The sequence below is a fragment of the Mycobacterium sp. MUNTM1 genome, from assembly GCF_054660795.1.
The window spans coordinates 1-22,891 of the sequence record NZ_BAAGDE010000017.1 but is presented as its reverse complement, the minus strand read 5'-3'; the positions used below and the strand labels follow the sequence as shown (position 1 = coordinate 22,891).

Here is a 22,891-nt window from a genome sequence, read left to right as displayed (position 1 = left end):
AGGCGAGGCGCACCGTCCGGGCGCCTGTCGGCGTTCGGGACCGCTCCCCTTCGACACGGGCGCCGACAGGGCGCACACTTGTCGAATGGAGGCACGTCATTTCATCGCCGTTGCGCTGACCGCACCACCTCTGGCCGCGTGATGGGGTCCGAGCCGCGCCGCACGCTGAACGGGCTGTCGGACATACGCGCGTTCTTTCACACGAACAAGGTGCCGCTTTACTTCATCTCGCCGACGCCGTTCAACCTGCTCGGCGTTGACCGATGGATACGAAACTTCTTCTACCTGACCTACTTTGATTCGTTCGAGGGCACTCACTCGCGCGTGTTCGTGCCCCGGCGGCGCGACCGCCGCGATTTCGACTCCATGGACGAGGTGTGCAGCCACCTGCTGTCCGATCCCGAGACGGTCGAGTTCATCGCCGGTAAAGGCCCCGGCGGCAAGTGCTGCTTTGTGATGCTGAACGAGGAAATCCAGGCCCTCGCGAGGTCGGCGGGCCTCCAGGTCATGCATCCGCCGATCGAGCTGCGCCAGCGCCTGGGCTCCAAGATCGTCATGACGCGCCTGGCCAACGAGGCGGGCATACCGAGCGTGCCGCACGTGATCGGACGGGCCGGTTCCTACGACGAACTCCTGGCGCTCGCACAAGGCGCCGGATTGGGAGATGACCTCGTCATCTCGATCGCTTACGGCAACGCCGGCAGCGGGACGTTCTTCGTGCACGGTCAGCGCGACTGGGACGAGCATGCGGGCAATTTGGCCTCGCAGCCAGAACTCAAGGTCATGAAGCGCATCCGCAATGTCGAGGTCTGCCTCGAGGGTGCCGTGACCCGCCACGGCACCGTGGTCGGCCCCGCGATGACGAGCCTCGTCGGTTATTCGGAGCTGACCCCGAGCCGTGGCAGCTGGTGTGGCAATGACATCTGGCGCGAGGTGCTGCCGCCCGCCCAGACCCACGCCGCGCGGGCAATGGTGGCGAAGCTGGGCGATGTCATGCGCCGCGAGGGTTATCTCGGCTACTTCGAGGTGGACCTGCTGCACGACCTGGACTCCAACGAGCTCTACCTCGGCGAGGTGAACCCCCGGCTGTCCGGCGCCAGCCCGATGACGAATCTGACCACCGAGGCCTACGCCGACATGCCGCTGTTCCTCTTTCACCTGCTCGAGTACATGGACGTGGACTACGAGCTCGACATCGATGAGATCAACGCGCGCTGGGAGCGCGGCTATGGCGAGGACGAGGTGTGGGGCCAGGTGATCATCACGGAGACGTCGCCGGATGTCGAGCTGTTCACCGCCACGCCACGCACCGGAGTATGGCGCATCGACGACGACGGTCGGGTCTCCTTTTCGCGGACCGCCAACGACTGGGCCACGCTGCTCGACGGCTCCGAGGCCTTCTACATGCGGGTCGCGGCGCCGGGCGACTTACGTTCCGAGGGCGCACAATTGGGCGTGCTCGTCACCCGCTCACACCTGCAGACGGACGATTACAAGCTCAGCGAGCGCTGCCAGCGCTGGGTCAAGGGGATGAAGGCGAAGTTCGTCTCAACGCCACTGACGCCGGCCGCGCCGATCGTCTCTCGGCTCGTCGCACGAGCGTGAGCGCGCCGGCCGGTCTTTCCCTGGACAACTGGCTCTCGGCGCCCTACGCGCAGTGGTCCTTTCAGCACGTCGAAGACTTTGTGCCGACCGCCGTCATCTCGCGCGGGACCGGACCGGTCGCCGCGCTTCCCGGCGCCGCTTCCCCCTTGGCCGAGATACCCCTGGTCAGCGCGGGCGAGGTCGCCACCACGGTGGGCGGGGTGATGGCCAGTACCGCGACGGACGGATGGGCCGTCGCGCACCGCGGATCGTTGGTGGCCGAGGAGTATTTCGGCGGCATGGGCGCGCAGACCCGGCACCTCCTGTTCTCGGTGAGCAAGTCGCTGGTGGCGGCCGTCGTCGGTGCGCTGCACGGGGGCGGTGCGATCGCGCTCGATGCGCCGGTCACGAAATATGTTCCGGCACTGGCGAATTGTGGATACGCGGGCGCGACCGTGCGGCACCTGTTGGACATGAGGTCGGGCATCGGCTTCTCGGAGGATTATCAAGACCCAGCCGCGGAAATTCATCTTCTCGACCAGGCGATGGGCTGGGCGCCCAGCAACAGTCATGCGCCCGCCACGTTGCAGGAGTTTCTGTTGACCTTGCGGCAGAAGGTCCCGCACGGCGGCCCGTTCGAATATCGTTCGTGTGAAACCGATGTGCTGGGCTGGATCTGCGAGGTCGTCGCCGGCCGGCGGATGCCCGAACTGATGTCGCAACTCCTCTGGAGCCGCATCGGGGCCCGATGCGATGCCACCATCGCCGTAGACGCGGCAGGGACCGGTTTCTTCGACGGCGGCGTCAGCGCTTGTCTGACCGACATGATCCGGTTCGGTTCGCTGTTCTTGCGCGACGGCGTCTCGTTGACCGGACAGCAAGTGATGCCGGAGGCGTGGATCGCCGACACCCTCGACGGCGGGCCGGACTCGCGCCAGGCTTTCGCCGCCAGCCCCGACGACAACGAAATGCCCGGGGGGATGTACCGCAACCAGATGTGGTTCCCCTATCCGGGCAACGACGTCGTGTTGTGCCAGGGCATGTGCGGTCAGATGATCTACGTCAACCGCCGCGTGGAGCTGGTCGCCGCCAAGCTGTCCACCCAACTGGACTCGCATGAGCCGCACATGCTCGACACGTTGCGCGCGTTCGATGCGGTGGCACGCGAATTGGATTGAGGTCTCGGTGAGCCCTTGCCGACCGGTGTCGGTGAGCACCACCTCGCGGCGTTGGTCGATGCGACGGATCCAGTCCAGGTCGAACATGCGCCGGGTTAGCGCGGAGAGCGACCTGGGATATCCGCAGGTGACGCCGCAGGGTGAGCAAATGGATTTCGTCGAGGTGATGGAGATCGATGGCGGCTTGATCCAGCTGCCGGACACACGGTTTCGGCCCTGGTGCGCACGAAACCACTGGCCGATGCGGTCGGCGCTAAACCCTGGATCTACGCGCCCGGACGGCTCGCGCTGTTGCTCGGAGATCGCACCACCTCCATGACGCGGTCACTGCGCGTCAGTAACGCTCGTTTCCGCTCAGCCACTACCTGGAAGCCTCAATTCCCCAGCGTGCGAGAGGGCTATCGGGCCATGGCGCATGCGAGGAAGTGAACTGTTTCCCGATGGCTGTTTTTGGGGCCTTTCGCTATTCTTCATTCTTCATATTCGCGCGGCTGTGGACCGGCACGCTTCTGGCTTCAGGAGAAAAGAAATGCCCTCACCTCGAAGGCTCAGAATCGCTGCCTCCGTACTGATTGCCGCTGCGTTTGTGAGCAGCGCCGGCATTGCGTCCGCGACCCCCCAAGACGATGCGTACCTCGCGCAATTGCGCGCCGTTGGCCTCACCTGGCCGCCGAAGACCGAAGAGGCACTCATCGCCGAGGCTCACGACGTCTGTTACGACCTCACTTGGGGTTGGACACCGCAACAGATCGCCGACGACCTGCACGCCCGCCTGGACACCAAGGGCGTCACGTTGCTCGACGTCGGAAGCCTTGTCAATGCCGCACATTCGATCTATTGCCCCGGCAACGTGTGTGACGCCCCCAGCCTGTGCACCTGACGCTCAGGGCCACGGGAAACCGGGCGCGGGCGGGGGCACTTGCGACGGGTCCACTTCGACGAAGTTGTAGACCGGGCCCGACGGGCCGCGAGTGACCGTGACGGCGAACCAGTGACACACGCTCAGGTCGGTTCCCGGCGGCACGGGAACGGTGTACTGCCAATGTCCCGGACAGTAGTGCCAATACGACGGGCCGGCCTGGGCCGTCGCCGCCAGCGTCAGGCCGGCGATGGCGAGGCCGCCCGAGACCAGCGGTACGGCAACGATCCGAGTGGCCTTCATCGTGGCCTTCCTTTCCGCGCGCCGCCTCGTGTCGCGCCGTTGCGGTAAGTACACCCGGGCCCGTGCGCTACCGATCCCAACTGACAGGGTGCGCGGTTGTGGGCAAAGAGGAAAGGCATGCGGGGCTCCCGGTAAAGGGCGCGTCAAGTGGCCTGTAGCGTGACGGCCGTGAAGTCCCCCCGGATGTATTCCTCCGCTGCGCTCGCGGCTGCTGTCGCGGCAACCGTCATGACATTCGCCGGCGCGGGCACGGCCACCGCCGCCGGCTCATGCCCCACCGCAGCGCCGCAGAACGGTGCAACGCCCGACTGGACACTGAGCGGCACCACCGGCAGCGTCGCGGTAACCGGATCGACGGATACGACGGCTCCGCTGGTGAACGTGACCGCCCCGTTCAGCGTGAGCCAGACCCAGGTGCACACGCTGCACGCCGGAGACGGGCCGGTGGTGTCCAACACCGCCAGGGTCTCGGTCTGCTACATGGGCGTCAACGGACGTGACGGCTCGGTGTTCGACAGCAGCTACCAGCGCGGCGCCCCGGTCGACTTCCCGCTGACCGGAGTCGTGCCGGGTTTCCAGAAGGCCATCGCAGGGCAAAAGGTCGGGTCGACGGTCGCCGTCGCGATGGTCCCCGCCGATGGCTACCCCCAAGGCCAGCCCAGCGCGGGCATCCAGCCCGGCGACTCGCTGGTGTTCGCGATCAAGATCCTCAACGCGACGGGTTAGCTCCACTCGCTAAATCCCTTGCGCCGCAGGTCAATCACTTAGCGCCGCGAACATGAGCGCAGGATCCATGCCGAGTTGTTGCGCGACGTGAGTGGTGTCCCAATACTCGCGCCAGTGCGTGATGGCTCCCTCAACACTTTTCGCCATCGCGCTGTCCATTATGCGCGGTTACGGTTCGCTCTTCGTCGAACTGTAGATGGCCGGCGCTCGATTAGGCGCCGATATACGAATCGCCTAGCGAGACTTCAGGGCCGGCGCAGCGTGATGATGGTGACGTCGTCGTCGGTGTGGCCCGACGCCATCGCCGTCCAGATTCCCGTCGCCGTGATGTCGCCGGCCCGGCCGAGGGTTTCGGCCCGCACGACGTTCCATGAGACCCTGTTCGGGTTCGACGGTGAAGGTGCTGGGCGTGTATTTCAGCCCGCCGATGGGCGGCGAGGTTTTCGACCGGCCGCATCGCGACAAGCAGGACGGCAGGGGTTGGCCCGGGCGTGGGGGCGCCGCGGGCGAAGATGCGGCCGTCGCGTTCGACGGCGCGGCACAGGTCGGCGGCGCAGACCATCCACCGGCTCGGCGCACCTATTCGGGACAGCGGCTATTTGAAAATCTGAGCCTGCGTGGCCTCCCGCTCGAGACCGCGCCGGGGCTCGGACCCGGCGAAGACGGCGACCAGGAAGATCACATACCACGCGATCAGGAAAGCGATCAGACGTGAGGGGATGTCGGCGAGCGTCGGGCTAGTCAACGTGACGACACTCGTCATCAGACCGCCGACCGCAAATCCTCCGTTCCAGGTGAATGCGGTCCCGGTGGCGCGCACGCGGGTGGGGAACGACTCGTTTAGATAGATCATCAGCGGCCCGTACATCGCGTTGGAGAAGAAGACCAGGATTAGCGAGTAGAGCAGGATCAGCCCCGGCGAGGTTGCGTCGAGGCGGGTGATCTGCCAATACAACCAGGGCACAACGACAATGGTCACCGAGCCGACGGCGAGCAGCGTTTTCCTGCGGCCCAGCACCTCGCTCAGCGCCCCGGAGGCCACGCCGCCGATGACGACAATGATGCTGATCCAGATCAGGAAGTTGCTTGTCTGAGTGCCGCTCAGCTTGTTGATCTTCTGATACACGGTGGGCAGGTAGCCCGAGGTCAGGTAGTACGAGGTGCCCGCACCGGAAACGACCAGGAAGTTGAGCGAGAGCGATCGCCGGTCGCGTTTGAAGAGGCTGCGGACCGGGGCCTCCGTCAGCTCACCGGTCGCGCGTTGCTGCTGCCACGACGGGGACTCGTCGGCGTTGCGTAGGATGACCAGGCTCACCAGCGCGCCGAGCAGGCCGGTGAAGAACATGAAGCGCCAACCCCACACGGCGAACTGTGCTCCAGGAAAGGCGATATGGAGCAACAGATTCACGATCGACGCCAGCACCGCGCCGACGGCCGGGGCGCCACCGCCCACCACCCCCGAGATCACGCCGCGCACGTTCTCGGCCACCGTCTCGGTGGCCAGGGTATGCGTCGACGCCACGATGCCGCCGACGAACAGGCCCTGCACCAGCCGAAGCAGGATGAACGCGATCGGTCCGGTGATACCGGCGGCGGCGAAGGTGGGCACCGCTCCCATCAGCGCCGTCGAAAGGCCGGCACCGACGGTTGTGATCACCAGCAGACGCTTGCGTCCGAGTCGGTCGGCGTACGGCCCAAAGACGAAGGACCCCAGTGGGCGCATGACCAGGCTGACCGCGAACGACGCGTACACCGCGGCCAGGGACAGCGTGGGGCTTTTCGCGGGGAAGATCAGTTCGCTGATGGCCGACGCCACGAACAGCAGGATGAACAGGTCGTAGAGGTCGAACGCGAAGCCGATAACCGAGGCGAGAACCGCTGCCCAGAGCCGACTTCCGCGGACTTCGGTGACTCTGTGATCCGCCGGGCCGACATCGGTCGCCGGTATCGATGACGACGTTGTTGCCATGTTGCTCCTTAGTCCGTCGTCGCCGCGGTCAACGCCTGGCCGCCGAGCCGCCGTGCGGCCTCGCGCGGATCATCGGCCGCCGTGATCGCTCTGCCCACAACGGCGTAACGCCGACACCCAGGCGCGGCGGCGAACGCCTCGGGAATGCTGCCGCCCAACGGTCCGATTCCCGGCAGGAACAACCCCGGTCGGTCGATATGCTCCCGCAGGAACCGGCTGTGCCGACCGACCAGCGCGTGATCGTGGGCCGGTAGCACGAAATCAATGGCGCCGTGGCCGAGCGCGGCGGCGAGGATGCGCTCGAGCGCGTCGTCGGCAACGTAGCCGCCGCCGCTCGCAGAGTATTCGGGGAACGGCAGCGCGCCCCCGACGATCGGTGCCAGGCCCACTTGTCGCGCTTGGCAGACGAACTCGCGAACCGCCCCCGGCCCGCCGAGCGGAAACAGGATCAGGCTGTTGACCCCGGCCTCATGGCACACGGCCGAGAATCTGCGGGCCATGTCCGGGATGTCGGGCCCCGCCTTCTGGTGGTCGTAGATGATTGGTAGGTCAGAGATCTCGCGGATCGCGCGGACCGCGCCCGGCAGGCCGAGGCGCAGGGCGCCGGCTATTCCGAGCTTATAGGCGACGATGCCGTCGACATCGGTGGTCAGCTCGACGAGGTGCTTGAGGGCGTCGACGGAGTCGACGTCGAGGGCGGGAACGACGCCGCCGTCGGTCTCAGGCACGGACGATGTCTGCCTGCAGCGCCCGGGAGATGAATCGTTGTGCGCTGGGTTTGATTTCGCCGATGTCGAGGCTGAGGTCGACGGCCTCGACGCTGTGGGTGAGGTCTCCGATGGAGATGACGTCGACTCCGAGCTGAGCCCACTCAACGATGTTGTCTTCGCGGACACCGCCCGACGCCTCGGTCAGCGCGCGCCCCGCGATCAAGGCCACGGCTTGGCGCATGGTGCCGAGATCCATGTTGTCGAACATGATGATCTCGGCTCCGGCGGCAATGGCCTCCTCGATCTGGTCCAGCGTCTCGCATTCCACTTCGATCTTGAAGGTGTGCTGCGCCTCGGCGCGCAATGTCCGCACCGCCGCGGTGATGCTGCCCGCGATCTTGATGTGGTTGTCCTTGATCAGGACGGCGTTGTGCAGTCCGAACAGATGGTTGTGGCCGCCGCCCACCCGGACGGCGTACTTCTGCAGGACGCGCATGCCGGGCACACCTTTGCGCGTATCGACTATGCGAACGCCGTACGGCTCTACCAGTCTCGCGTAGCGGCGGGTCTTCGTGGCGATGCCCGAAAGGTGCTGGAGCCAGTCCAGTGCGGCGCGTTCGATGGCGAGCAGCGTCAACGCGCGAGCCTCGATGCGCAGAAGCACGTCGCCGGGCCGGATTTCGTCGCCGTCGCGCACCTCGGCGGAGACGCGGGCACCCGGCTCGACCGTTTTGATGGTCTCTTCGGCGAGCAACAGCCCACACACCACGCCTGGCTTCTTGGCGTAGATCAGCGCCGAGCTGAGGTCGTCGGGGCCGGCCAAAAAGCCGCCGGTCGTGTCGCCCGCACCCAGCTCCTCGCGCAGTCCCTGCTCCACGAACGGCCGGACCATGAAACTCGACAGTTGCATCCGATTCACCTCGCGCTCAGGCCCGCACCGGCTCCGGCGGTGCGGGAACTCGACGAACCGGAGCCGTGGTGCTCCGGCACTCAGCAGACGAGCTGATGCGACACAGCCTTGATCGCAGAGACGTTGTCCGCGAATCGATCTCACCGAGGCACCCCGTGAATCGAGATTAGGGGGTCGGCCGATCCATGTCTGCGGTAAAAAGCGCGACGAGCCGAATGTCTCAGGTCAAGTGGCGGTTGGGCGGCACAGCGAGACCGAGGTTGTCGCGAAAGGTCTTGCCCGCATAGCCCTCTGGATGCAGTCCTCGGGCCCGCAGCTCCGGCACCACCAGGTCGATGAACGCGTGCACCGAGCCCGGCACATGCGGGGGGAAGATGTTGAACCCGTCGGCAGCACCGCCGTCGAACCAGTGCTGCATGAAGTCGGCGACGTGCTTGGCGTCGCCCACCACCGAGGCCCGCCCGGTGCCGACGCCCATCCCGTCGATCAGGTCCCGGTAGGTGATCCGGTCCGGTCCGGACAGCTCCCGATGGGTCAGCTGGCGCACCTGGGTGAGCAGGGCGCGGCCCGGTTCGCTGAGCTCGTCCTCCAGACTGGCCGGGACCGCGGCGTCCAGGTCGTTACCCCGCACGTCCACGCCCAACTGCAGAGACACCGAGGTGAGGTTGCGTCGCGGCCGCTGCCCTAGCGCGCCGCCGCCGTGCAGGGGGCCCGTGATCTCGTCCTCGGGGTCCAGGGGCACGAATGCGTTGAGCAGGTCCTGGTCGGCCACCGCCGCGCGGGTGGTTGCACCGACCCCGACGCTCAGGCCCGGCAGGATGAACAGGTCATCCGGGTCACGCCCGTAGGCGACCGCCCGCTCCTTGACATCCGAGTAGTACTCGCGCGCCGACTCGTAATCGTGGTGACCGGAGAAGATCACGTCGGCCTCCCTGGCTGCCAGGTCACGCGAGCGGTCCGACGTTCCGGCCTGCAGCAGCACCACCTGCCCCTGCGGCGGGCGAGCGACCTCCAGCGTGCCGGCCACCTCGAAGAATCGGCCCTTGTGGTCGATCGACGTGAGTTGCCCGGCGGACTCGTCGCGGCTGTCCCACAGCGCGCGCACGACATCGAGGAACTCCGCGGCGCAGTCATAGCGCCGGTCGCCGTTCCAGTGCTCGTCCCGGCTGAAGTTGGCCGCCGCCGCCGGGTCGGCGCCGGTGACCAGGTTCCACGCGATGCGCCCGTCGCTCAGGTGATCGAGTGATGCGGTCATCCGCGCCACCGCGAGCGGATCGTAGTAGGTGGTGTTCGCGGTCACGACGATCCCGATGCGCTCGGTCGCCGCGGCAATGGCCGCTCCCGCGGTGAACGGCTCCAGCCGGGACATCTGCGCCGGATTCGTGCGCGCCAGCGACGGATCGGAGGCCAATCGGTCACCCAGGAACACGAAGTCGAAGTGGGCGTCTTCGACAATTCGGGAGACCTGTTGGATGAAGCCGACGTCGTAGGCGGCGCCCGCGTGTGAGTCCGGGTGTCGCCAGCCCGCCGGGTGGGTGCCGGTGGCCCAGAACATCAAGCCCAGGTGCAGACGCCGCGTCATCGGGCCACCGCCCGCTCGCGGCGGCGCGCCGGACGGGCCAATCCCAGGTGCGCGCGCAGGGTGTCGTCTGTGTAGTCGTGCCGGAACAGCCCGCGCCGACGCAGCAGCGGCAGCACCAGTTCGTTGAAGGGGGACCGTTGTTCGGGCAGTGGCGGCGGGGGCAGCAGGTATCCGTCCACCGCGCCAGCGGCGAATTCGCTTTCGATCACATCGGCGGTGGCGGCCGGGTCTTCGGCCAGGCGGCGACTGGCCAGGTGCGGCAGCACCAACGATCCCCCGACCGAATCACCTGCGCCCGAAGGCAAGAGCAGTTCGGCCCCAATCTGGGCTGGAACCGGATCGTCGGCCCCCCCCGGCACGAGCCAGCACCGGCTGCCCCTGGGGTGGACGGGCCACATTCAGCGGTCCGCGCACCCGGAAGTGCTTCCCAACGTGGTCGATGGTCCGGATCTTCTCGGGGTCGACAAACCTTCCGCTGGCCTTGTCCCGGATGAATGCGCCGTCGGCCCAGCTGTCCCACAGTTCGCGTACAACAGCGACGAATTCGCGAATACGGGACTGCGCCGCATCGGCCGGCGCACTGGCCAGATACCAACCGGCTCGCCCTCCGGAGATGTGGTCCAGCGATGCGACCAGACGGGCCAGATTGAATGGCTCATACCGCAAGGGGTCGGCCGCCACCAGCAGACCGATCCGGCTGCTGCGCACGGCCGCGTAGGCCGCCACCGTGAACGGATCGAGCGCAGCACTGGCCGCGCCGGCGGCGCGCCCACCGTCGAACAGCACGAAGTCGAATTTCGCAACTTCGGCTTCGCGCACTGCCGCAATGAGCTGCGCTGCATCAGCCCGAGAATCGACCAGTTGGCCCAAATGCAATCGACGTCGCGCTTCAGAAACCTGCGGCACAAACCCCTCCCCATACCAGCACCTGGCCTACGATCCCCACCGATTATCGGTCGCCGAAAATCTAGGACGTATTGGCGATGACGCCAATGATTAGGATCAACGTTGGCCAAACCTGCAGCTAGCACAGGCGAAGTCAAACCCCTTGCATTACATCATGTTTGATCGCCTGGATTACCGGCGGTGATCAATACCTATGTGGACGAGCGGGTTTCGCCGCTACGGCAGGACCGCGGTTTGTGCTAGCACAGGCGTATCTGAAGGTCGCTGCGTTGCCGTCGACGGCAGACCGACCCACGGTGCCCTAAATCCAGTAGGCGGCCAACGGCACCTCGTTGCCCCCACTGCTCGACAACCCGGCTCCGTTGGAGCGGCCACTGAGCCAGGCCAAAATATCCGCTTGCGTTCCAGAGATCAGGGGTGCGCCCACTCCTAGCTCGCGGGTCAGGCCAGTGTCAGTCGCCTTAATAGCGAGCGCCGGAACAGGGTCCCTGCGTTGCAGCTCCATCAGAATATCGTCGATAATCCACCCGGCGGTTTCGGCGGCGATGTCGCTGAACCGGTAGCCGACAGCGAGGTCGACGTGGTGCACCTCGAGCTCACGCTGTCGGATCAACGGCAGGACCGCCGGGGCCCGCAGTTCACCGGGTCGCATTCGCACCTTAGCCCGCCAGGCGTGGGCCGGAAGGCTGCGCATGGCCTGCTCGAATCGATCTGAACTCGCGGTGACGTCGGAGACGAGCTCATCGACCGACCGGCCAGCGCCGGCCTCGATCTGTTCGGCGCGAAACTCCATGCTCGGATACTGAGGCGTGGCCAGGCCCTCGGTGGCCCCGGCCAGCAGTCGACAATAGCTATCCGCAGCACGTGCCACATGCGTGATGACATGCCCGCGTGTCCACGGCGGAATGAGCGTCGCCCCACCGACTTCGGCATCGGATAATCGCGCCACCGACTCAACGAAGCGTCGAGTCGATTCGGCCACAAGAGCGAACGCCGCCAACCCGTCCATACTGGGCAACTACCTCCCCACTGCGTAATCCGACTCTGGCACCGGTCGCGTTCAAAGCGACATACTTAGACTCAGCTAGAGCGAGAACCCTGCCGAAACTGGATTCATACCTGATCATTTCGATTGAGGCCTGCGATGTGCAGATGAATCGCCTCATCCGGCGGACAATTCCGCCGGCCACCGGGGATCTTGCTGAGGAACCTTCACGTGTCTGTCGCAGGTAGGGCCCAGACGCCGGCGACGCCACGGGCCCAAGCTGTTCGGCCGCAGCGCCAATGGCGCCGATGGCTTGTGATCGTGTTCGTGCTGCTGGTCACGACCGTCGCTTATGTGGATCGGACCAATCTGTCGGTGTCAGCGCCCTTGCTAATCAAGGAATTTCACACCAATCCCGCCGTCATGGGAGTGTTGCTGTCTAGCTTCAGCTGGACCTACACATTGCTCAATGCGCCCGCCGGCATACTCGTAGACCGAGTCGGCCCCCGCGTGGCCTACACAGCGGCACTGTCCGTGTGGTCGCTAGCCAGCTTCCTCGGTGCGGCAGCCAACTCAGTGGCAAGCATGTTCGGCCCGCGCTTATTGCTGGGCGTCGGTGAGTCACCATTCATCCCCGCTGCGGTCCGAACCGTGTCGGACTGGTTGCCCCGCACCGAGCGTGGGTTGGGCAGCAGCGTGTTCATCTCCGGGGTCTCACTCGGTTCAGCGGTCGGACCAGCGCTCCTTGCCCCGTTGGTCAGCGCCTACGGCTGGCGCAGCAGTTTCGTTGCCACCGGCGCACTGTCGGCGGTGGTCGCGGGGGCGTGGTGGCTGTGGTACCGCCACCCCACGCAGGACAAACGGCTCTCCGCTGACGAGCTTGAGTTGATTGAAAGAGGGCAGGAGCCCTACCCGAGCCAAGGCCGCGCGCCGTGGCAGACCCTGTTGAAACACCGGGAGATCTGGGCGATCACCGCGGGATATTTCTGTTTGATGTACGTCCTGTATACCTTCGTCAGCTGGGTACCCAGCTATTTGGTCGCCGATCGGCACCTGAGTCTGCTGAAATCCGGCTGGTTAAGCTCGGTTCCGTGGATCTGCGCTTTCGTGGTGACGCTGATCGGTGGGCGCCTATCCGACGTGGCCTACCAGCGTGGCTTGTCTGCGCTGAGCGCACGCAAGTTGGTGTTGGTCGCCGGAATGGCTGCGGCGCTGGCCGTGCTAGGCACCGCGTTTTCGACATCGAGCACTGTCGCAGTTGCCTGCCTGTGCGTATCGACCTCGGGAATCTCACTGGCCAATGGGGCATCCTGGGCCGCCACCCAAGACGTGGTGCGGCACTTGAACTTATCCGGGTCAGCCGCCGGAATGATCAACGGTGTGAGCAATGTTGGCGGACTGTTGGGGCCAATCGTCACCGGCTTCCTGGCGTACGTGACCGCGTCCTTCGCAATCCCGCTAGCGGCGGCGGCCGGACTTGCTGCAGTCGGTTCGCTGGCATGGCTTCTCGGCATCCGTTCGCAGCCGACGCCTCCGACCGCAACGCGGCGAGATCGACCCGCGAGGCGATGAGGGTGGCGAACATGCCGCGCCCTTCCGGTCGGATGTGCCCGGCGCTGATTCGCCTGCGCCGCGGTAACCCGCCCCGCCGCGATCACCAATGTAATCTGAGCAGGTCATGTGCTCGAGCGCCGTCCCACCAAGCCGCCGCCTGTCGGTCGCGATGAAGGATGGCTCGGCGGCCGAACATGACGCCGCCGAGCGGAGCCCGTTCATGTCCGAGCTGCTCGCCGGACGGATTGGCGCGGCGGGCTATTCCGATTACTTACTCCGGTTACGCGTGGTGTATGCGGCGCTGGAGGACGCGATCCGCGCCGGCCGCGACGACCCGATGGTTGCCGCCGTGTACGACCCCGCGCTGGAGCGCCTGACGGCCATCGATGCCGACCTCGAGCACTGGTTGCCCCAGGGGGCCGCCCGCGACGTCGACTCCCCCGCCGCGGCGGCCTACGCCGAGCGGCTCGGTGCGCTCACGTGGGGTGGGGCGCTGTTGGCCCACCACTACACGCGCTATCTCGGGGATCTCTCCGGCGGCCGGGGTATCGGCAAAATCCTCGATCGCACATTCGATCTCGGCGGCGAGGGCCTTGCCTTCTACGACTTCCCGGTGCGGCCCAAACCGTACAAAGACGCCTATCGCGCTCGCCTCGACGCCCTTCGCGCCGACACCGGCGACATCGATCGCATCGTCGGCGAGGTGAAATTCGCCTTCGGCCTGAACCAGGCCATCTTCGACGAATTGGCCGACGGCATCGCGGATCATCGACGCTGAATCATGCCGCGGGGCGGCCCCAGCGAACCTGCGCGGCGACAAACCAGGTGCCGTCGAACAGCACCTGTCCCCCGAGTTCGTCCGCCAATTGCTGGCCGCCGAGGTAGCGCTTGAAGACGCGGTGACGGGATCCGTCGTTGAGGATCCGTTCTTGCCATTGTTCTGGTTCCACTCCGGCGCGCAGTGCTGAATCGATGACGATCAGCTCCCCCGCCACCCGGTGTGTCTCGGACAAAAAGGCTTGACGTTCATCAGCGGGAAGATGCCCGTAGAAGTGTCCAGTCAAAACGCGGTCGAAGGCGTTGTCCGCAAAGGGCAACGACAAGGCGTCAGCCACGATTGCCACGCCGTGCGGCAACCGCGATTGGGTCAGTTCGACCATGGCCGGGCTCTGGTCCGCTCCCACCACAACGCCGCGTAAGTGGCGGGTCAGAAACCCGCTGCCGCAAGCGACGTCCAACGTGCGGGCGACCGGCAGGTCGGCGACCAGCCTCACCACGCGTTCGACTTCGGCGCTCCACCCTGGCCGGTCACGCTGGGCGAATTGCCCTCGCTCCAAATACCATTCGTCATATTCGGCTGCACGCTGATCATAGTAGGCCGCGGTGGCGGGGTCCCGGGCAAAGGCGGCGGAAGGGGTCGACATCCCATCAATCTTCATCGAATCATTAGCGGATCGCTACCCATTTACGCACGCTGACTTTTCGGAACGGGTCAGACTTGGTTGAAGCCGCCGTCGGCGGTGACCGTGGACCCGGTGCTGAAGCTGGACAGATCGCTGGCCAAAAACACTGCGGCATTGGCGATCTCGATGGGATCGGCGAAGCGGCCCAGCGGGATCGTGGTGATGCGTTCGGCGCGGAACTGTTCGATCGAAGCGTCGGGATCGGTTTGCGCGGCCAGCGCGTTGCTGCCCGGCGTGGCCGTCGATCCTGCCACGATGACGTTGACCCGGATGTTGCGGTCGGCGAGTTCGTTGGCCCACGCGCGGGCGAGTGACCGGACCGCCGCCTTGGTGGCGGCGTAGACGCTGAGCCCGGCCCGGCCCCGATCGGCGGTGGTGGAGCCGGTCAGGATGACGGAGGCGCCGTCGTTGAGCAGCGGCAGCGCCTTCTGCACGGTGTAGACGACTCCCTTGACGTTGGTGTTCAGCAGCGTGTCGAGGTCGTCGTCGGTGATCTCCCCCAGCCGCGCCACCCGCGTCGATCCCGCATTGGCCATCACGATGTCGAGACCGTGGCCGGCGGCCGCGACCTCGGCGTAGAGCCGGTCCAGATCCTCCGGTCTTCCGACGTCACCGCGCACTGCGGCGGCGCGCGGGCCCAATGTGCTTGCCGCATCGTCGAGTTCGGGCTGGCGCCGGCCCGTGATGAAGACCCGGTCGACGCCCTCGTCGATGAACCGCTGTGCGGTGGCCAGCCCGATCCCGGAGTTGGCACCGGTGATGACAGCGATCTTGTTGTCGAGCAATCCCATTCAGTTCTCCTGAGGTCGCGCTGATTTCGCGCGCTGCCAGATCAGGCGTCCGTTGCGGAGCCTGCCCTTGACGAGCACGGGCTCGACGGGGCCGAGCTGCAGGCGGTCGTCGCCGACTTGCGCTGCGCGGTACTGGGTTCCGCCGATCCAGTTGGGTAGCAGGCTGACATCGACGTGGTGGGCGATCACGCCGTCGTCGAGCACGCTGTACGGGCCGGCGTAGGCCAGATACCCCCGGGCCGCCGTGGCCAATTCGTCGTCGGTGCCGAGTTGAAGATCACCGCGGGCGATCGGCGCGCGTCCCGCGCGCATGAGCTGGGCGGACATGTAGCCGTCGGCGGTGTACATGATGATTCCGCGGGCGTCGGTTCCCAGCGGGTAGCGCACGTTCGTGCCATCCACGTCGGAGCTCTCGTAGGACTCCAGCGTCCAGGCCCCGACGAGGTACTTACGCAGATTCTGCGTGGTGGGTGTGCTCATCGTTGGTGCTCCTCCGTGGTGTCACCGCTCCGCCGACGCATCGATAATGCCGCGCATTGGCTGTCTCAACGCCGTCGCCCCCCGCATCGCCGGTGACAAGCGGCGGCGTCGCCCGGCAGATTCTCACTCGCACTAGAGTCTGCGGCATGATCGCCGCCTTGGTCCTGTTGCCGTGGTCCGTGTGCCGCCCGCCGTACGCAGCACGCTAGGCCCGGTACAGACGCGTGGCGGCCCTGGCGTTGGCGCTTGCCGGACTGGCATTCCTCGACTCGCTCAATGTGCTCAACGTCGGAGTGGTTTCGGCCGTCATCTTCGACAGCCGGCTGGGTCGCCGGTCACCGATTCCCGGCGCCCTGAGCTATATCGCGGGCGTGTTCGCGGTGACGACGGCCTTCGGCGTGTGCACCGTGCTGGGCATCAGCTTCATCACCGAGGCGCTCGACTTTCACCTGACACCGGCCATCCGCTTCCGGGGCGAACTGCTGCTGGGGATCGTCCTGCTCGGTGTGGCCTACTTCCCGCTGACCGCACAATCATCGGCACCCGGCTGGGCGCTGGCGGCGATGCGGCAACGGCCGTGGCTGCTCGGATTCCTGGGGGTCGCGGTGGGCAGCGGCCAGGCCCCGACCGCCGTGCCGTACCTCACCGGATTGGCGATGCTCGCCGCGCTGCATCCACGACCGCCGCTCTGGCCACTGGCCATCATCGCCTACTGGGCGATCGCCCTCTCGCCGCCGCTGCTGATCCTTGCCCTCTCGATGAGGAAAACCATGCGAGCCAAGCGCATTCAGCGCGCGATCGTCCGTGCGCTCACCCGCTACGGGCCGATGTCTGTGCGGCTGTTGTTTTTGGTTTTCGGAACCGGACTCATCGCCGATGCCCTGGTCAATCACAGCGCACTCTGGTGACGCACAACTTCTCATCTCCCGCACAGCGAAACGGATTACCTTGTCGCGTGTGACTGATCGTCGAGAGCGCGCAATGTCCTTCGGTTCGATCGCCGAGGACTACGACGGGCTGCGGCCGCACCCGCCGCAGCAGGCGGTGGACTGGTTGTTGCCATCCGGCTGTGAGGTGGCCGTCGACGTCGGAGCGGGCACCGGGTTGTTCACCCGCACGCTCGTCGGCCGGGCGGCGCACGTCGTCGCCGTCGAGCCCGATGCGCGGATGCGCGCCGTGCTGGCTGAGCGGTCTCCCGGGGTTCGCGCCGTGGCGGGCACCGGCGAAGCGATTCCCCTTCCCGACGAATCCGCCGACGCCGTGTTCGTCTCGTCGGCGTGGCACTGGATGGACCCCGAACGGGCGGTGCCGGAGATCGGCCGGGTATTGCGTGACGGCGGGCGGTTCGGGCTGATCTGGACCAGCCGAGATCGCGACGTCGACTGGGTTCGCGACCTCGAGGTGCTGCCCGGGGACGACACGTCCGAACTGGATGCGCCCGACCGCTTCCGCCGGCGCCATGAGAACGTCGTCCTTCCCGATCCGCAGGTTTTCCACAACGTCGCGCGCGAGACTTTCGGGTTCGTGCGGACCATGAAGATCGACGATGTCGTCGCGATGCTCGGCACCTACAGCCGGGTGATCATCGCCTCTCCAGACGACCGCGCGCGGCGGCTCGACAGCGCCCGAGCCGTCCTGGCCGAGCGTTTCCCCGGCGCCGAAGCCATCGATATCCCGATGCAGTCCCGGTGCTGGCGCGCCGACCGGATCGCCCGCGGCCGCTAGCCGCCGCGCCGGGGGCGCGTTTCTTCCGAATGTCGTAGACAGCACAGGGGTTAAGCGCGTAACTTCTGCCGCAACCGGCCCGGCGAGGAGGAGACGCATGACGGTGCAATCCGTACTGGACGAGGTTCGGGAGCGCCCCGGCACCGGTGACGTGATCGCGATCTTCGATCCCTCCACCGAGGAGCAGATCGGTTCGTTCACCGACTGCGGACCCGAAGCCGTCGACCGGGCGGTTGCGCGCGCGAAAGCCAGCGCGGAGTCCGGGATCTGGTCCGGCAAGCCCGATTATGAGCGGGCCAAGATCCTGTGGCGCGTCGCCGATCTGATCGACGAGAACGCCTATCTTCTCGCCGAGCTCGAAATGCTCAACGCCGGAATGTATCCCGCCCAGGCGGAGATGCAGGTGAAAATTGGCGCCGAGTGGTTCCGCTACTACGCCGGCTGGTGCACCAAGATCGACGGCATTGCGCGGGACGTCAACACCGGCGGCCTGACCGGCGTCGACTCGCACATGCACGCCTACACGGTGCGTGAGCCCTACGGCGTGGTCGGGCTGATCTTCCCGTGGAACGGGCCGGTGTTCAATTTCTGCGCCAAGCTCGCGCCGGCGCTGGCGGCAGGCTGCAACAGCGTGGTCAAACCCGCTGAGGAGACACCACTTTCGGCACACGTCCTGATGCGCCTGCTGGCCGAGGCCGGGGTGCCCGACGGGGTAGCCAACCTGGTCAACGGTTACGGACACACCGTCGGCGCGGCCATCACCGCGCACGCGGGAGTGGAGAAGGTCGCCTTCACCGGCTCGACGGAGGTCGGCCGCGCGATCGTGCACGCCTCGGCGGACAGCAACCTCAATAAGGTCACCCTGGAGCTGGGCGGCAAGTCGCCGGTGCTGATCTTCGACGACGCGAAGCTGAAGAAGGCGATCCCGATGTCGGCGTTCGGCACGTTCGTCCACTCGGGCCAGGCCTGCGTGTGCGGTTCCCGCATCCTGGTGCAGCGCGGGGTCTACGAGCAGGTCGTCGAGGGCATGGCGATGGTTGCCAACGCTATGAAGATGGGCGGCCCCAAAGAAGAGGGCACCATGAGCGGCCCGCTGATCAGCCAGAAGCAGCTCAATCGCGTGCTGGGATACCTCGAACAGGGCAGGTCCGACGGCGCGGAGATCGTCACCGGCGGCCACCGGCTCGACCGCAAGGGCTACTTCGTGCACCCGACGGTCGTCACCAACGTCGATCCCGACACCAGCCGGCTGTTCCAGGAGGAGATCTTCGGGCCGGTCGTCACGATCCTGCCGTTCGACGACGAGGACGAGGCCGTCGCGCTGGCCAACAACAGCACCTACGGGCTGGCCGCCACGGTGTGGACCAAGGACCTCGGCCGCTCCCACCGACTGGCCAAGCGGCTCAAGGCAGGAACAGTCGGGCTCAACTGCGCTTTCCCGTATGACCACTCGATGCCGTTCGGCGGCTACAAGCAGTCCGGCTGGGGCCACGAGTCCGGCAAGGCCGGAATCGAGACCTACCTACAGACCAAGATCGTCTGGGCCCAGATGTAGCGCCTCAGGCCTGCGGGCCCTCTGATGGTGGCCAGACCGTTCCGGGCGATGCCTCGCCGGGGCTTTCGTAATCGCCGCGGGACAGCGGCACCCACCGCTCGCTGGGTGCGGGCTGTTTCGACGACGGGAAGTCACGCAGGCTGCCGGTCGGCTTGGCGTCCCACTTGGCGAACGTCAACGGTGTCTGCAGCCAGCAGTGCAGCAGGTTGTAGGCGGCTTCCAGCGAATCGATGTGGGTGCGCTCCCAGCCATGACTGCCGTCGAGCCCGAAGCCGACCAGCGCCGCGCGAGTGTTGGCCCCGGCCTCGATAGCCGCGGCGGCATCGGAGCGGTAGTAACGAAAAATGTCACGGGCGAACGGAATTCCCTGCTCCTGTGCGAGCCGGCAAAGTTTGCGGGTCAGGTGGTAGTCGAATGGGCCGTGCATGTCGGCCATCGGGATCGTCACGCCGTCCTCGAGGGAATGCTGGCCGGGCGCGCACACCGCGTTGTCCACCGAGACCAGCTCGGCGACGTCCGCGGGCAGGCCGTGGCTGGCCCCGTGGCCGACCTCCTCGGTGATGGTGACCATGATCGTGGTGCGGTGCGGCAGCACCACCTTGTTCTCGGAGAAGTTCTTGGCCAGGGCGAGCGCGATCGCGACGCCCGCCTTCCCGTCCAGGTGACGCGAGACGATGAAACCGTCGGCGGTGAGCTCGGGGCTGGTGATCAAGGCCACGAAATCACCGACCTGCAAGCCGAGCCGAACCAGGTCCTCTCGCGTCGACACCCTGCGGTCGATGCGAACCTCGACGTGTTCCCAGTTTGTGGGCTGCGTGTCGATCGCGTCGCCGAACGCATGCCCGCTGGCTTTCAGCGGCATGACGGTGCCGGTGATGAACTCGTCGGGGTCGTCGATGAAGATGCGCACCCGGGCGCCCGCGGCGAACCGCGCCGAAAAGGTGCCCACGGGAACGATTTCAAGGCGCCCGTTGTCCTTGAGCTCGCGGACCATGCAGCCGATGGTGTCCGAGTGAACCACCAGCGCCCGATCGGTGGTCGCGGACGCACCCGCGAGTTCGGCGGTCAGCGCGCCGCGCCGGGTCAGCGTGAATGGCACCCCGAAGTCATCGAGGATGTCGCCGATCACCTGCATCACCGCGTCCGTACGCCCGGACGGGCTCGGGGTCTGCAGCAGCGCGAGCAGCGTGTCGATCATCCACGTGCGGTCGGCCTCGGCCATGGCCGCGGTCTGGCCCACTTGGTCTCCTCTCGAGTCGTCGCCGAACGCGTTCAACCTACCGTGTGCGCGGCACCCAACGCCCGTGGCGGGCAGCCGTCGCGCCCCCGCCAGCGCGCGCCCGACATGTCCACCGTCCTAGGAGGCGGCTTCCATCTCCGCGATCAAATCCGCGAGGGTCAGGATTCGCTGGGCATCGCGGACGTGCAGGCTCTCGATCATGCGACCATCGACCGTGATCACGCTGGTCCCGGCCGCCTGCGCCTGCTCGTAGGCCGAGACGATCTTGCGAGCGTCCTCCAGCTCCTTGTGTGACGGACCGAACAGCTCGTTGGCGGGGGCGATCTGCGACGGGTGGATCAGGGTCTTGCCGTCGAATCCCATTTCGCGGCCCTGCTGGGCCTCGGCCCGGAATGCGCCCTCGTCGGTGATGTCGTTGAACACGCCATCCAAGATCACCTTTCCGGCCGCCCTCGCTCCCAACAACGCCAGGCCGAGGGCGGGCACGGCGGGCGCGCGCCCGGGGACGTGCAGGCCGTGCAGCTCGTTGACCAGGTCGTTGGTGCCCACCACCAACCCGGCCAGGCGATCGCTGGCCGAGGCGACCTCCTCGGCCCGCAGAAAGGCTCGTGGCGTTTCGATCATCACCCACAGCTGCAACGACTTCGGCGCCCCCAAGGCGTCGAGCGCCTCGGCCAGCGCTCGAACCTGTTGGCCCGTCTCGACTTTGGGCACCAGCACGCCGTCGGCCGTCGATCCGGCCACGGCGGCCAGGTCGTCGTGGTGCCATTCGGTGTCCAACCCGTTGATCCGCACCACGACCTCGCGGGGCCGGTAGCTCTGCGACGAGATCGCGTCGCACACCGCCGCCCTCGAATCGGCTTTCGCGTCGGGCCCTACGGCGTCCTCGAGGTCGAAAATCAGCACGTCCGCCGGCAGCGACTTACCTTTCTCCAGTGCGCGGGGCTTGTTGCCGGGCAGGTACAGGGCGGATCGGCGCGGGCGCAAGGTCGGTGCCATGGAGTGATTCACTTTCGGAGTCGTCGTGCAGCGGGGACGCGAGCCAGATGCCCGCGCGACGGGTGCGTGGTGCGCGCGGCATAGCCAGAAAGTACCCTTCGGTACCGGTGGTGTAGTCGCCGGCGGTGAGCGGCCACGAGGGCGAATTGGCCGACGCGGCGGGTGGATCCCGGAAGGGGAAAGCGAATGTCATCATCTGGCTCGGCGCGTACCGAGGGCGACAGCTGGGACCTGGCCTCCAGCGTGGGGGCGACCGCGACGATGGTCGCGGCGTCCCGCGCGCTGGCCTCGCGCGAACCGGATCCACTTCTCGATGACCGGTTCGCCGAGCCGTTGGTGCGGGCGGTCGGGCATCCGTTCTTCGTCCGCATGCTGGACGGCCAGATCCCGCTCGACACCGACGACATGCCGATGACGTTGCAGCAGCGGCGTGAGCAGATGGCGGTGCGGACCAGGTTTTTCGACGATTTCTTCGCCACCGCTACTGCCGCCGGCATCCGGCAGGCCGTCATCTTGGCCGCCGGACTCGACGCGCGGGCTTATCGGTTGCCGTGGCCATCGGGCACGGTGGTTTTCGAGGTCGACCAGCCTGAGGTGATCGCCTTCAAGACCGCCACGCTCGCCCAGATCGGCGCGGAACCGACCGCCGAGCGCCGCACCGTCGCCATCGATCTCCGCGATGACTGGCCAACCGCACTGCGCGCCAGCGGCTTTGACACCGACTCCCCCACCGCGTGGATCGCCGAAGGTCTGCTGCCCTATCTGCCGCCCGATGCGCAGGACCGGCTGTTGGACAACATCACCGCGCTCAGCGCGCCGGGCAGCCGGCTGGCCACCGAGAACATCACCGACATGAGCGTCTTCACCGACGAACGGGCCCGGGCGATGCGCAGCACCTGGCGGCGGCACGGACTGGATATCGATGTCGCCGAGCTGATTTGGCTCGGGGAGCGCCGCCCCGCCGCCGAGCACTTGGGCGCCACCGGCTGGAACGTCACCCGGCACCCCACCGAACAGGTCTATGCCCACTACGGATTCGTGCTGCCGGACAACGAAATCCTCAAGCAATTCCGCCACGCGATCAGTTACCTCAGCGCCGAATTGCCCTGAGCCCGAGGCGTTTCAGCGCCTCCGCTAAGGCCTGGCCTCGCGCCACTCCCGCTCGAAGGGCAGCCGCCACGCATTCGGCGCGATCAACTGGTGGATCGCGTTGGGGCCCCACGTGCCCGGCTGATACAGCTTAGCCGGCGGCGGATCGGTGAGCAGATCTTCCGAACGCTCCCACAATGATTCGATGCCTTCCGCGGTGTTGAACAGCGTGTGGTCGCCGCGCATCGCATCGAGAATCAGTCGTTCGTAGGCCTCCAGCACG

23 protein-coding genes and 1 pseudogene are annotated in these 22,891 nt (G+C 66.6%); 10 read left to right on the top strand and 14 right to left on the bottom strand.

Annotated features, from left to right (window positions below; all coding sequences use genetic code 11):
- The first annotated feature begins 141 nt into the window (after positions 1-141).
- The 3 genes from ACYQ8K_RS12060 to ACYQ8K_RS12050 all read left to right on the top strand — a co-directional run bounded on the left by ACYQ8K_RS12060 (position 142) and on the right by ACYQ8K_RS12050 (position 3,642).
- On the top strand, positions 142-1,605 hold the full coding sequence (locus ACYQ8K_RS12060) for a biotin carboxylase (RefSeq protein ID WP_459969319.1): 1,464 nt from the start codon (positions 142-144) through the stop codon (positions 1,603-1,605).
- On the top strand, positions 1,602-2,762 hold the full coding sequence (locus tag ACYQ8K_RS12055) for a serine hydrolase domain-containing protein (RefSeq protein ID WP_459969164.1): 1,161 nt from the start codon (positions 1,602-1,604) through the stop codon (positions 2,760-2,762). Before ACYQ8K_RS12060 ends, ACYQ8K_RS12055 begins: the two co-directional genes overlap by 4 nt.
- A 415-nt stretch (positions 2,763-3,177) precedes the next feature.
- The gene (locus ACYQ8K_RS12050; RefSeq protein WP_459969162.1) at positions 3,178-3,642 is read left to right on the top strand and encodes a DUF732 domain-containing protein; all 465 of its coding nucleotides are present in this window, start codon (positions 3,178-3,180) and stop codon (positions 3,640-3,642) included.
- A gap of 3 nt (positions 3,643-3,645) precedes the next feature.
- On the opposite strand, the gene ACYQ8K_RS12045 is transcribed toward ACYQ8K_RS12050, so the two are convergent.
- Positions 3,646-3,924 (bottom strand): hypothetical protein, encoded by a 279-nt coding sequence (locus ACYQ8K_RS12045; RefSeq protein ID WP_459969160.1) that lies wholly within the window; start codon positions 3,922-3,924, stop codon positions 3,646-3,648.
- A gap of 183 nt (positions 3,925-4,107) precedes the next feature.
- Between ACYQ8K_RS12045 and ACYQ8K_RS12040 the strand changes: the two genes are divergently transcribed.
- Positions 4,108-4,650, top strand: coding sequence for an FKBP-type peptidyl-prolyl cis-trans isomerase (locus ACYQ8K_RS12040; RefSeq protein ID WP_459969317.1), 543 nt, complete (start codon positions 4,108-4,110; stop codon positions 4,648-4,650).
- 595 nt (positions 4,651-5,245) lie between these two features.
- Here ACYQ8K_RS12040 and ACYQ8K_RS12035 read toward each other — a convergent pair.
- From ACYQ8K_RS12035 to ACYQ8K_RS12005, 7 genes are all read right to left on the bottom strand, one after another.
- Entirely contained in the window at positions 5,246-6,619 is a 1,374-nt protein-coding gene (locus tag ACYQ8K_RS12035; protein WP_459969158.1) for an MFS transporter, read from the bottom strand.
- 8 nt (positions 6,620-6,627) lie between these two features.
- Positions 6,628-7,347, bottom strand: a complete 720-nt coding sequence (locus tag ACYQ8K_RS12030) for an orotidine 5'-phosphate decarboxylase / HUMPS family protein (protein WP_459969156.1) — start codon at positions 7,345-7,347, stop codon at positions 6,628-6,630.
- Positions 7,340-8,239, bottom strand: a complete 900-nt coding sequence (gene nadC, locus ACYQ8K_RS12025) for a carboxylating nicotinate-nucleotide diphosphorylase (RefSeq protein WP_459969154.1) — start codon at positions 8,237-8,239, stop codon at positions 7,340-7,342. Before nadC ends, ACYQ8K_RS12030 begins: the two co-directional genes overlap by 8 nt.
- Before the next feature lie 220 nt (positions 8,240-8,459).
- Complete coding sequence (locus ACYQ8K_RS12020) at positions 8,460-9,821, bottom strand: NtaA/DmoA family FMN-dependent monooxygenase (protein ID WP_459969152.1); 1,362 nt, start codon at positions 9,819-9,821, stop codon at positions 8,460-8,462.
- Positions 9,818-10,087 carry a hypothetical protein gene (locus ACYQ8K_RS12015; RefSeq protein WP_459969150.1) on the bottom strand — a complete coding sequence of 90 codons (270 nt, stop codon included), beginning with the start codon at positions 10,085-10,087 and terminating at the stop codon, positions 9,818-9,820. Before ACYQ8K_RS12015 ends, ACYQ8K_RS12020 begins: the two co-directional genes overlap by 4 nt.
- Positions 10,088-10,106: 19 nt before the next feature.
- Positions 10,107-10,727, bottom strand: coding sequence for an LLM class flavin-dependent oxidoreductase (locus ACYQ8K_RS12010; RefSeq protein WP_459969148.1), 621 nt, complete (start codon positions 10,725-10,727; stop codon positions 10,107-10,109).
- 301 nt (positions 10,728-11,028) lie between these two features.
- Positions 11,029-11,736, bottom strand: coding sequence for a maleylpyruvate isomerase family mycothiol-dependent enzyme (locus ACYQ8K_RS12005; protein ID WP_459969315.1), 708 nt, complete (start codon positions 11,734-11,736; stop codon positions 11,029-11,031).
- Positions 11,737-11,943: 207 nt separating this feature from the next.
- Here ACYQ8K_RS12005 and ACYQ8K_RS12000 point away from each other — a divergent pair, with 207 nt between their 5' ends.
- Both ACYQ8K_RS12000 and ACYQ8K_RS11995 read left to right on the top strand, forming a co-directional pair.
- Complete coding sequence (locus ACYQ8K_RS12000; RefSeq protein WP_459969146.1) at positions 11,944-13,284, top strand: MFS transporter; 1,341 nt, start codon at positions 11,944-11,946, stop codon at positions 13,282-13,284.
- Between the two features lie 106 nt (positions 13,285-13,390).
- The gene (locus ACYQ8K_RS11995; protein WP_459969144.1) at positions 13,391-14,044 is read left to right on the top strand and encodes a biliverdin-producing heme oxygenase; all 654 of its coding nucleotides are present in this window, start codon (positions 13,391-13,393) and stop codon (positions 14,042-14,044) included.
- A gap of 1 nt (position 14,045) precedes the next feature.
- Here the strand turns inward: ACYQ8K_RS11995 and ACYQ8K_RS11990 are convergent, their stop codons facing one another.
- The 3 genes from ACYQ8K_RS11990 to ACYQ8K_RS11980 all read right to left on the bottom strand — a co-directional run bounded on the left by ACYQ8K_RS11990 (position 14,046) and on the right by ACYQ8K_RS11980 (position 16,000).
- Positions 14,046-14,690, bottom strand: coding sequence for a class I SAM-dependent methyltransferase (locus ACYQ8K_RS11990; protein ID WP_459969142.1), 645 nt, complete (start codon positions 14,688-14,690; stop codon positions 14,046-14,048).
- Between the two features lie 68 nt (positions 14,691-14,758).
- Complete coding sequence (locus ACYQ8K_RS11985; RefSeq protein ID WP_459969140.1) at positions 14,759-15,520, bottom strand: SDR family NAD(P)-dependent oxidoreductase; 762 nt, start codon at positions 15,518-15,520, stop codon at positions 14,759-14,761.
- Positions 15,521-16,000, bottom strand: a complete 480-nt coding sequence (locus ACYQ8K_RS11980) for a lipocalin-like domain-containing protein (protein ID WP_459969138.1) — start codon at positions 15,998-16,000, stop codon at positions 15,521-15,523. It abuts the gene before it with no gap.
- Between the two features lie 224 nt (positions 16,001-16,224).
- On the opposite strand from ACYQ8K_RS11980, the gene ACYQ8K_RS11975 reads away from it, so the two are divergent.
- The 3 genes from ACYQ8K_RS11975 (at position 16,225) to ACYQ8K_RS11965 (ending at position 19,280) form a co-directional block, all read left to right on the top strand.
- Positions 16,225-16,908, top strand: a complete 684-nt coding sequence (locus ACYQ8K_RS11975) for a GAP family protein (protein ID WP_459969136.1) — start codon at positions 16,225-16,227, stop codon at positions 16,906-16,908.
- A 49-nt stretch (positions 16,909-16,957) separates the two neighbouring features.
- A complete protein-coding gene (locus ACYQ8K_RS11970; RefSeq protein WP_459969134.1) occupies positions 16,958-17,725 on the top strand; it encodes a class I SAM-dependent methyltransferase in 768 nt (255 codons plus the stop codon).
- Between the two features lie 97 nt (positions 17,726-17,822).
- The gene (locus tag ACYQ8K_RS11965; RefSeq protein ID WP_459969132.1) at positions 17,823-19,280 is read left to right on the top strand and encodes an aldehyde dehydrogenase family protein; all 1,458 of its coding nucleotides are present in this window, start codon (positions 17,823-17,825) and stop codon (positions 19,278-19,280) included.
- 4 nt (positions 19,281-19,284) lie between these two features.
- On the opposite strand, the gene ACYQ8K_RS11960 is transcribed toward ACYQ8K_RS11965, so the two are convergent.
- Positions 19,285-20,520 (bottom strand): osmoprotectant NAGGN system M42 family peptidase, encoded by a 1,236-nt coding sequence (locus ACYQ8K_RS11960; protein ID WP_459969130.1) that lies wholly within the window; start codon positions 20,518-20,520, stop codon positions 19,285-19,287.
- A 117-nt stretch (positions 20,521-20,637) separates the two neighbouring features.
- Positions 20,638-21,519 carry an HpcH/HpaI aldolase/citrate lyase family protein gene (locus ACYQ8K_RS11955; protein ID WP_459969128.1) on the bottom strand — a complete coding sequence of 294 codons (882 nt, stop codon included), beginning with the start codon at positions 21,517-21,519 and terminating at the stop codon, positions 20,638-20,640.
- Between the two features lie 186 nt (positions 21,520-21,705).
- On the opposite strand from ACYQ8K_RS11955, the gene ACYQ8K_RS11950 reads away from it, so the two are divergent.
- A complete protein-coding gene (locus ACYQ8K_RS11950) occupies positions 21,706-22,629 on the top strand; it encodes a class I SAM-dependent methyltransferase (protein ID WP_459969126.1) in 924 nt (307 codons plus the stop codon).
- 24 nt (positions 22,630-22,653) lie between these two features.
- Here the strand turns inward: ACYQ8K_RS11950 and ACYQ8K_RS11945 are convergent.
- Positions 22,654-22,891, bottom strand: a pseudogene (locus ACYQ8K_RS11945) (glucose-6-phosphate dehydrogenase); the annotation flags it as partial.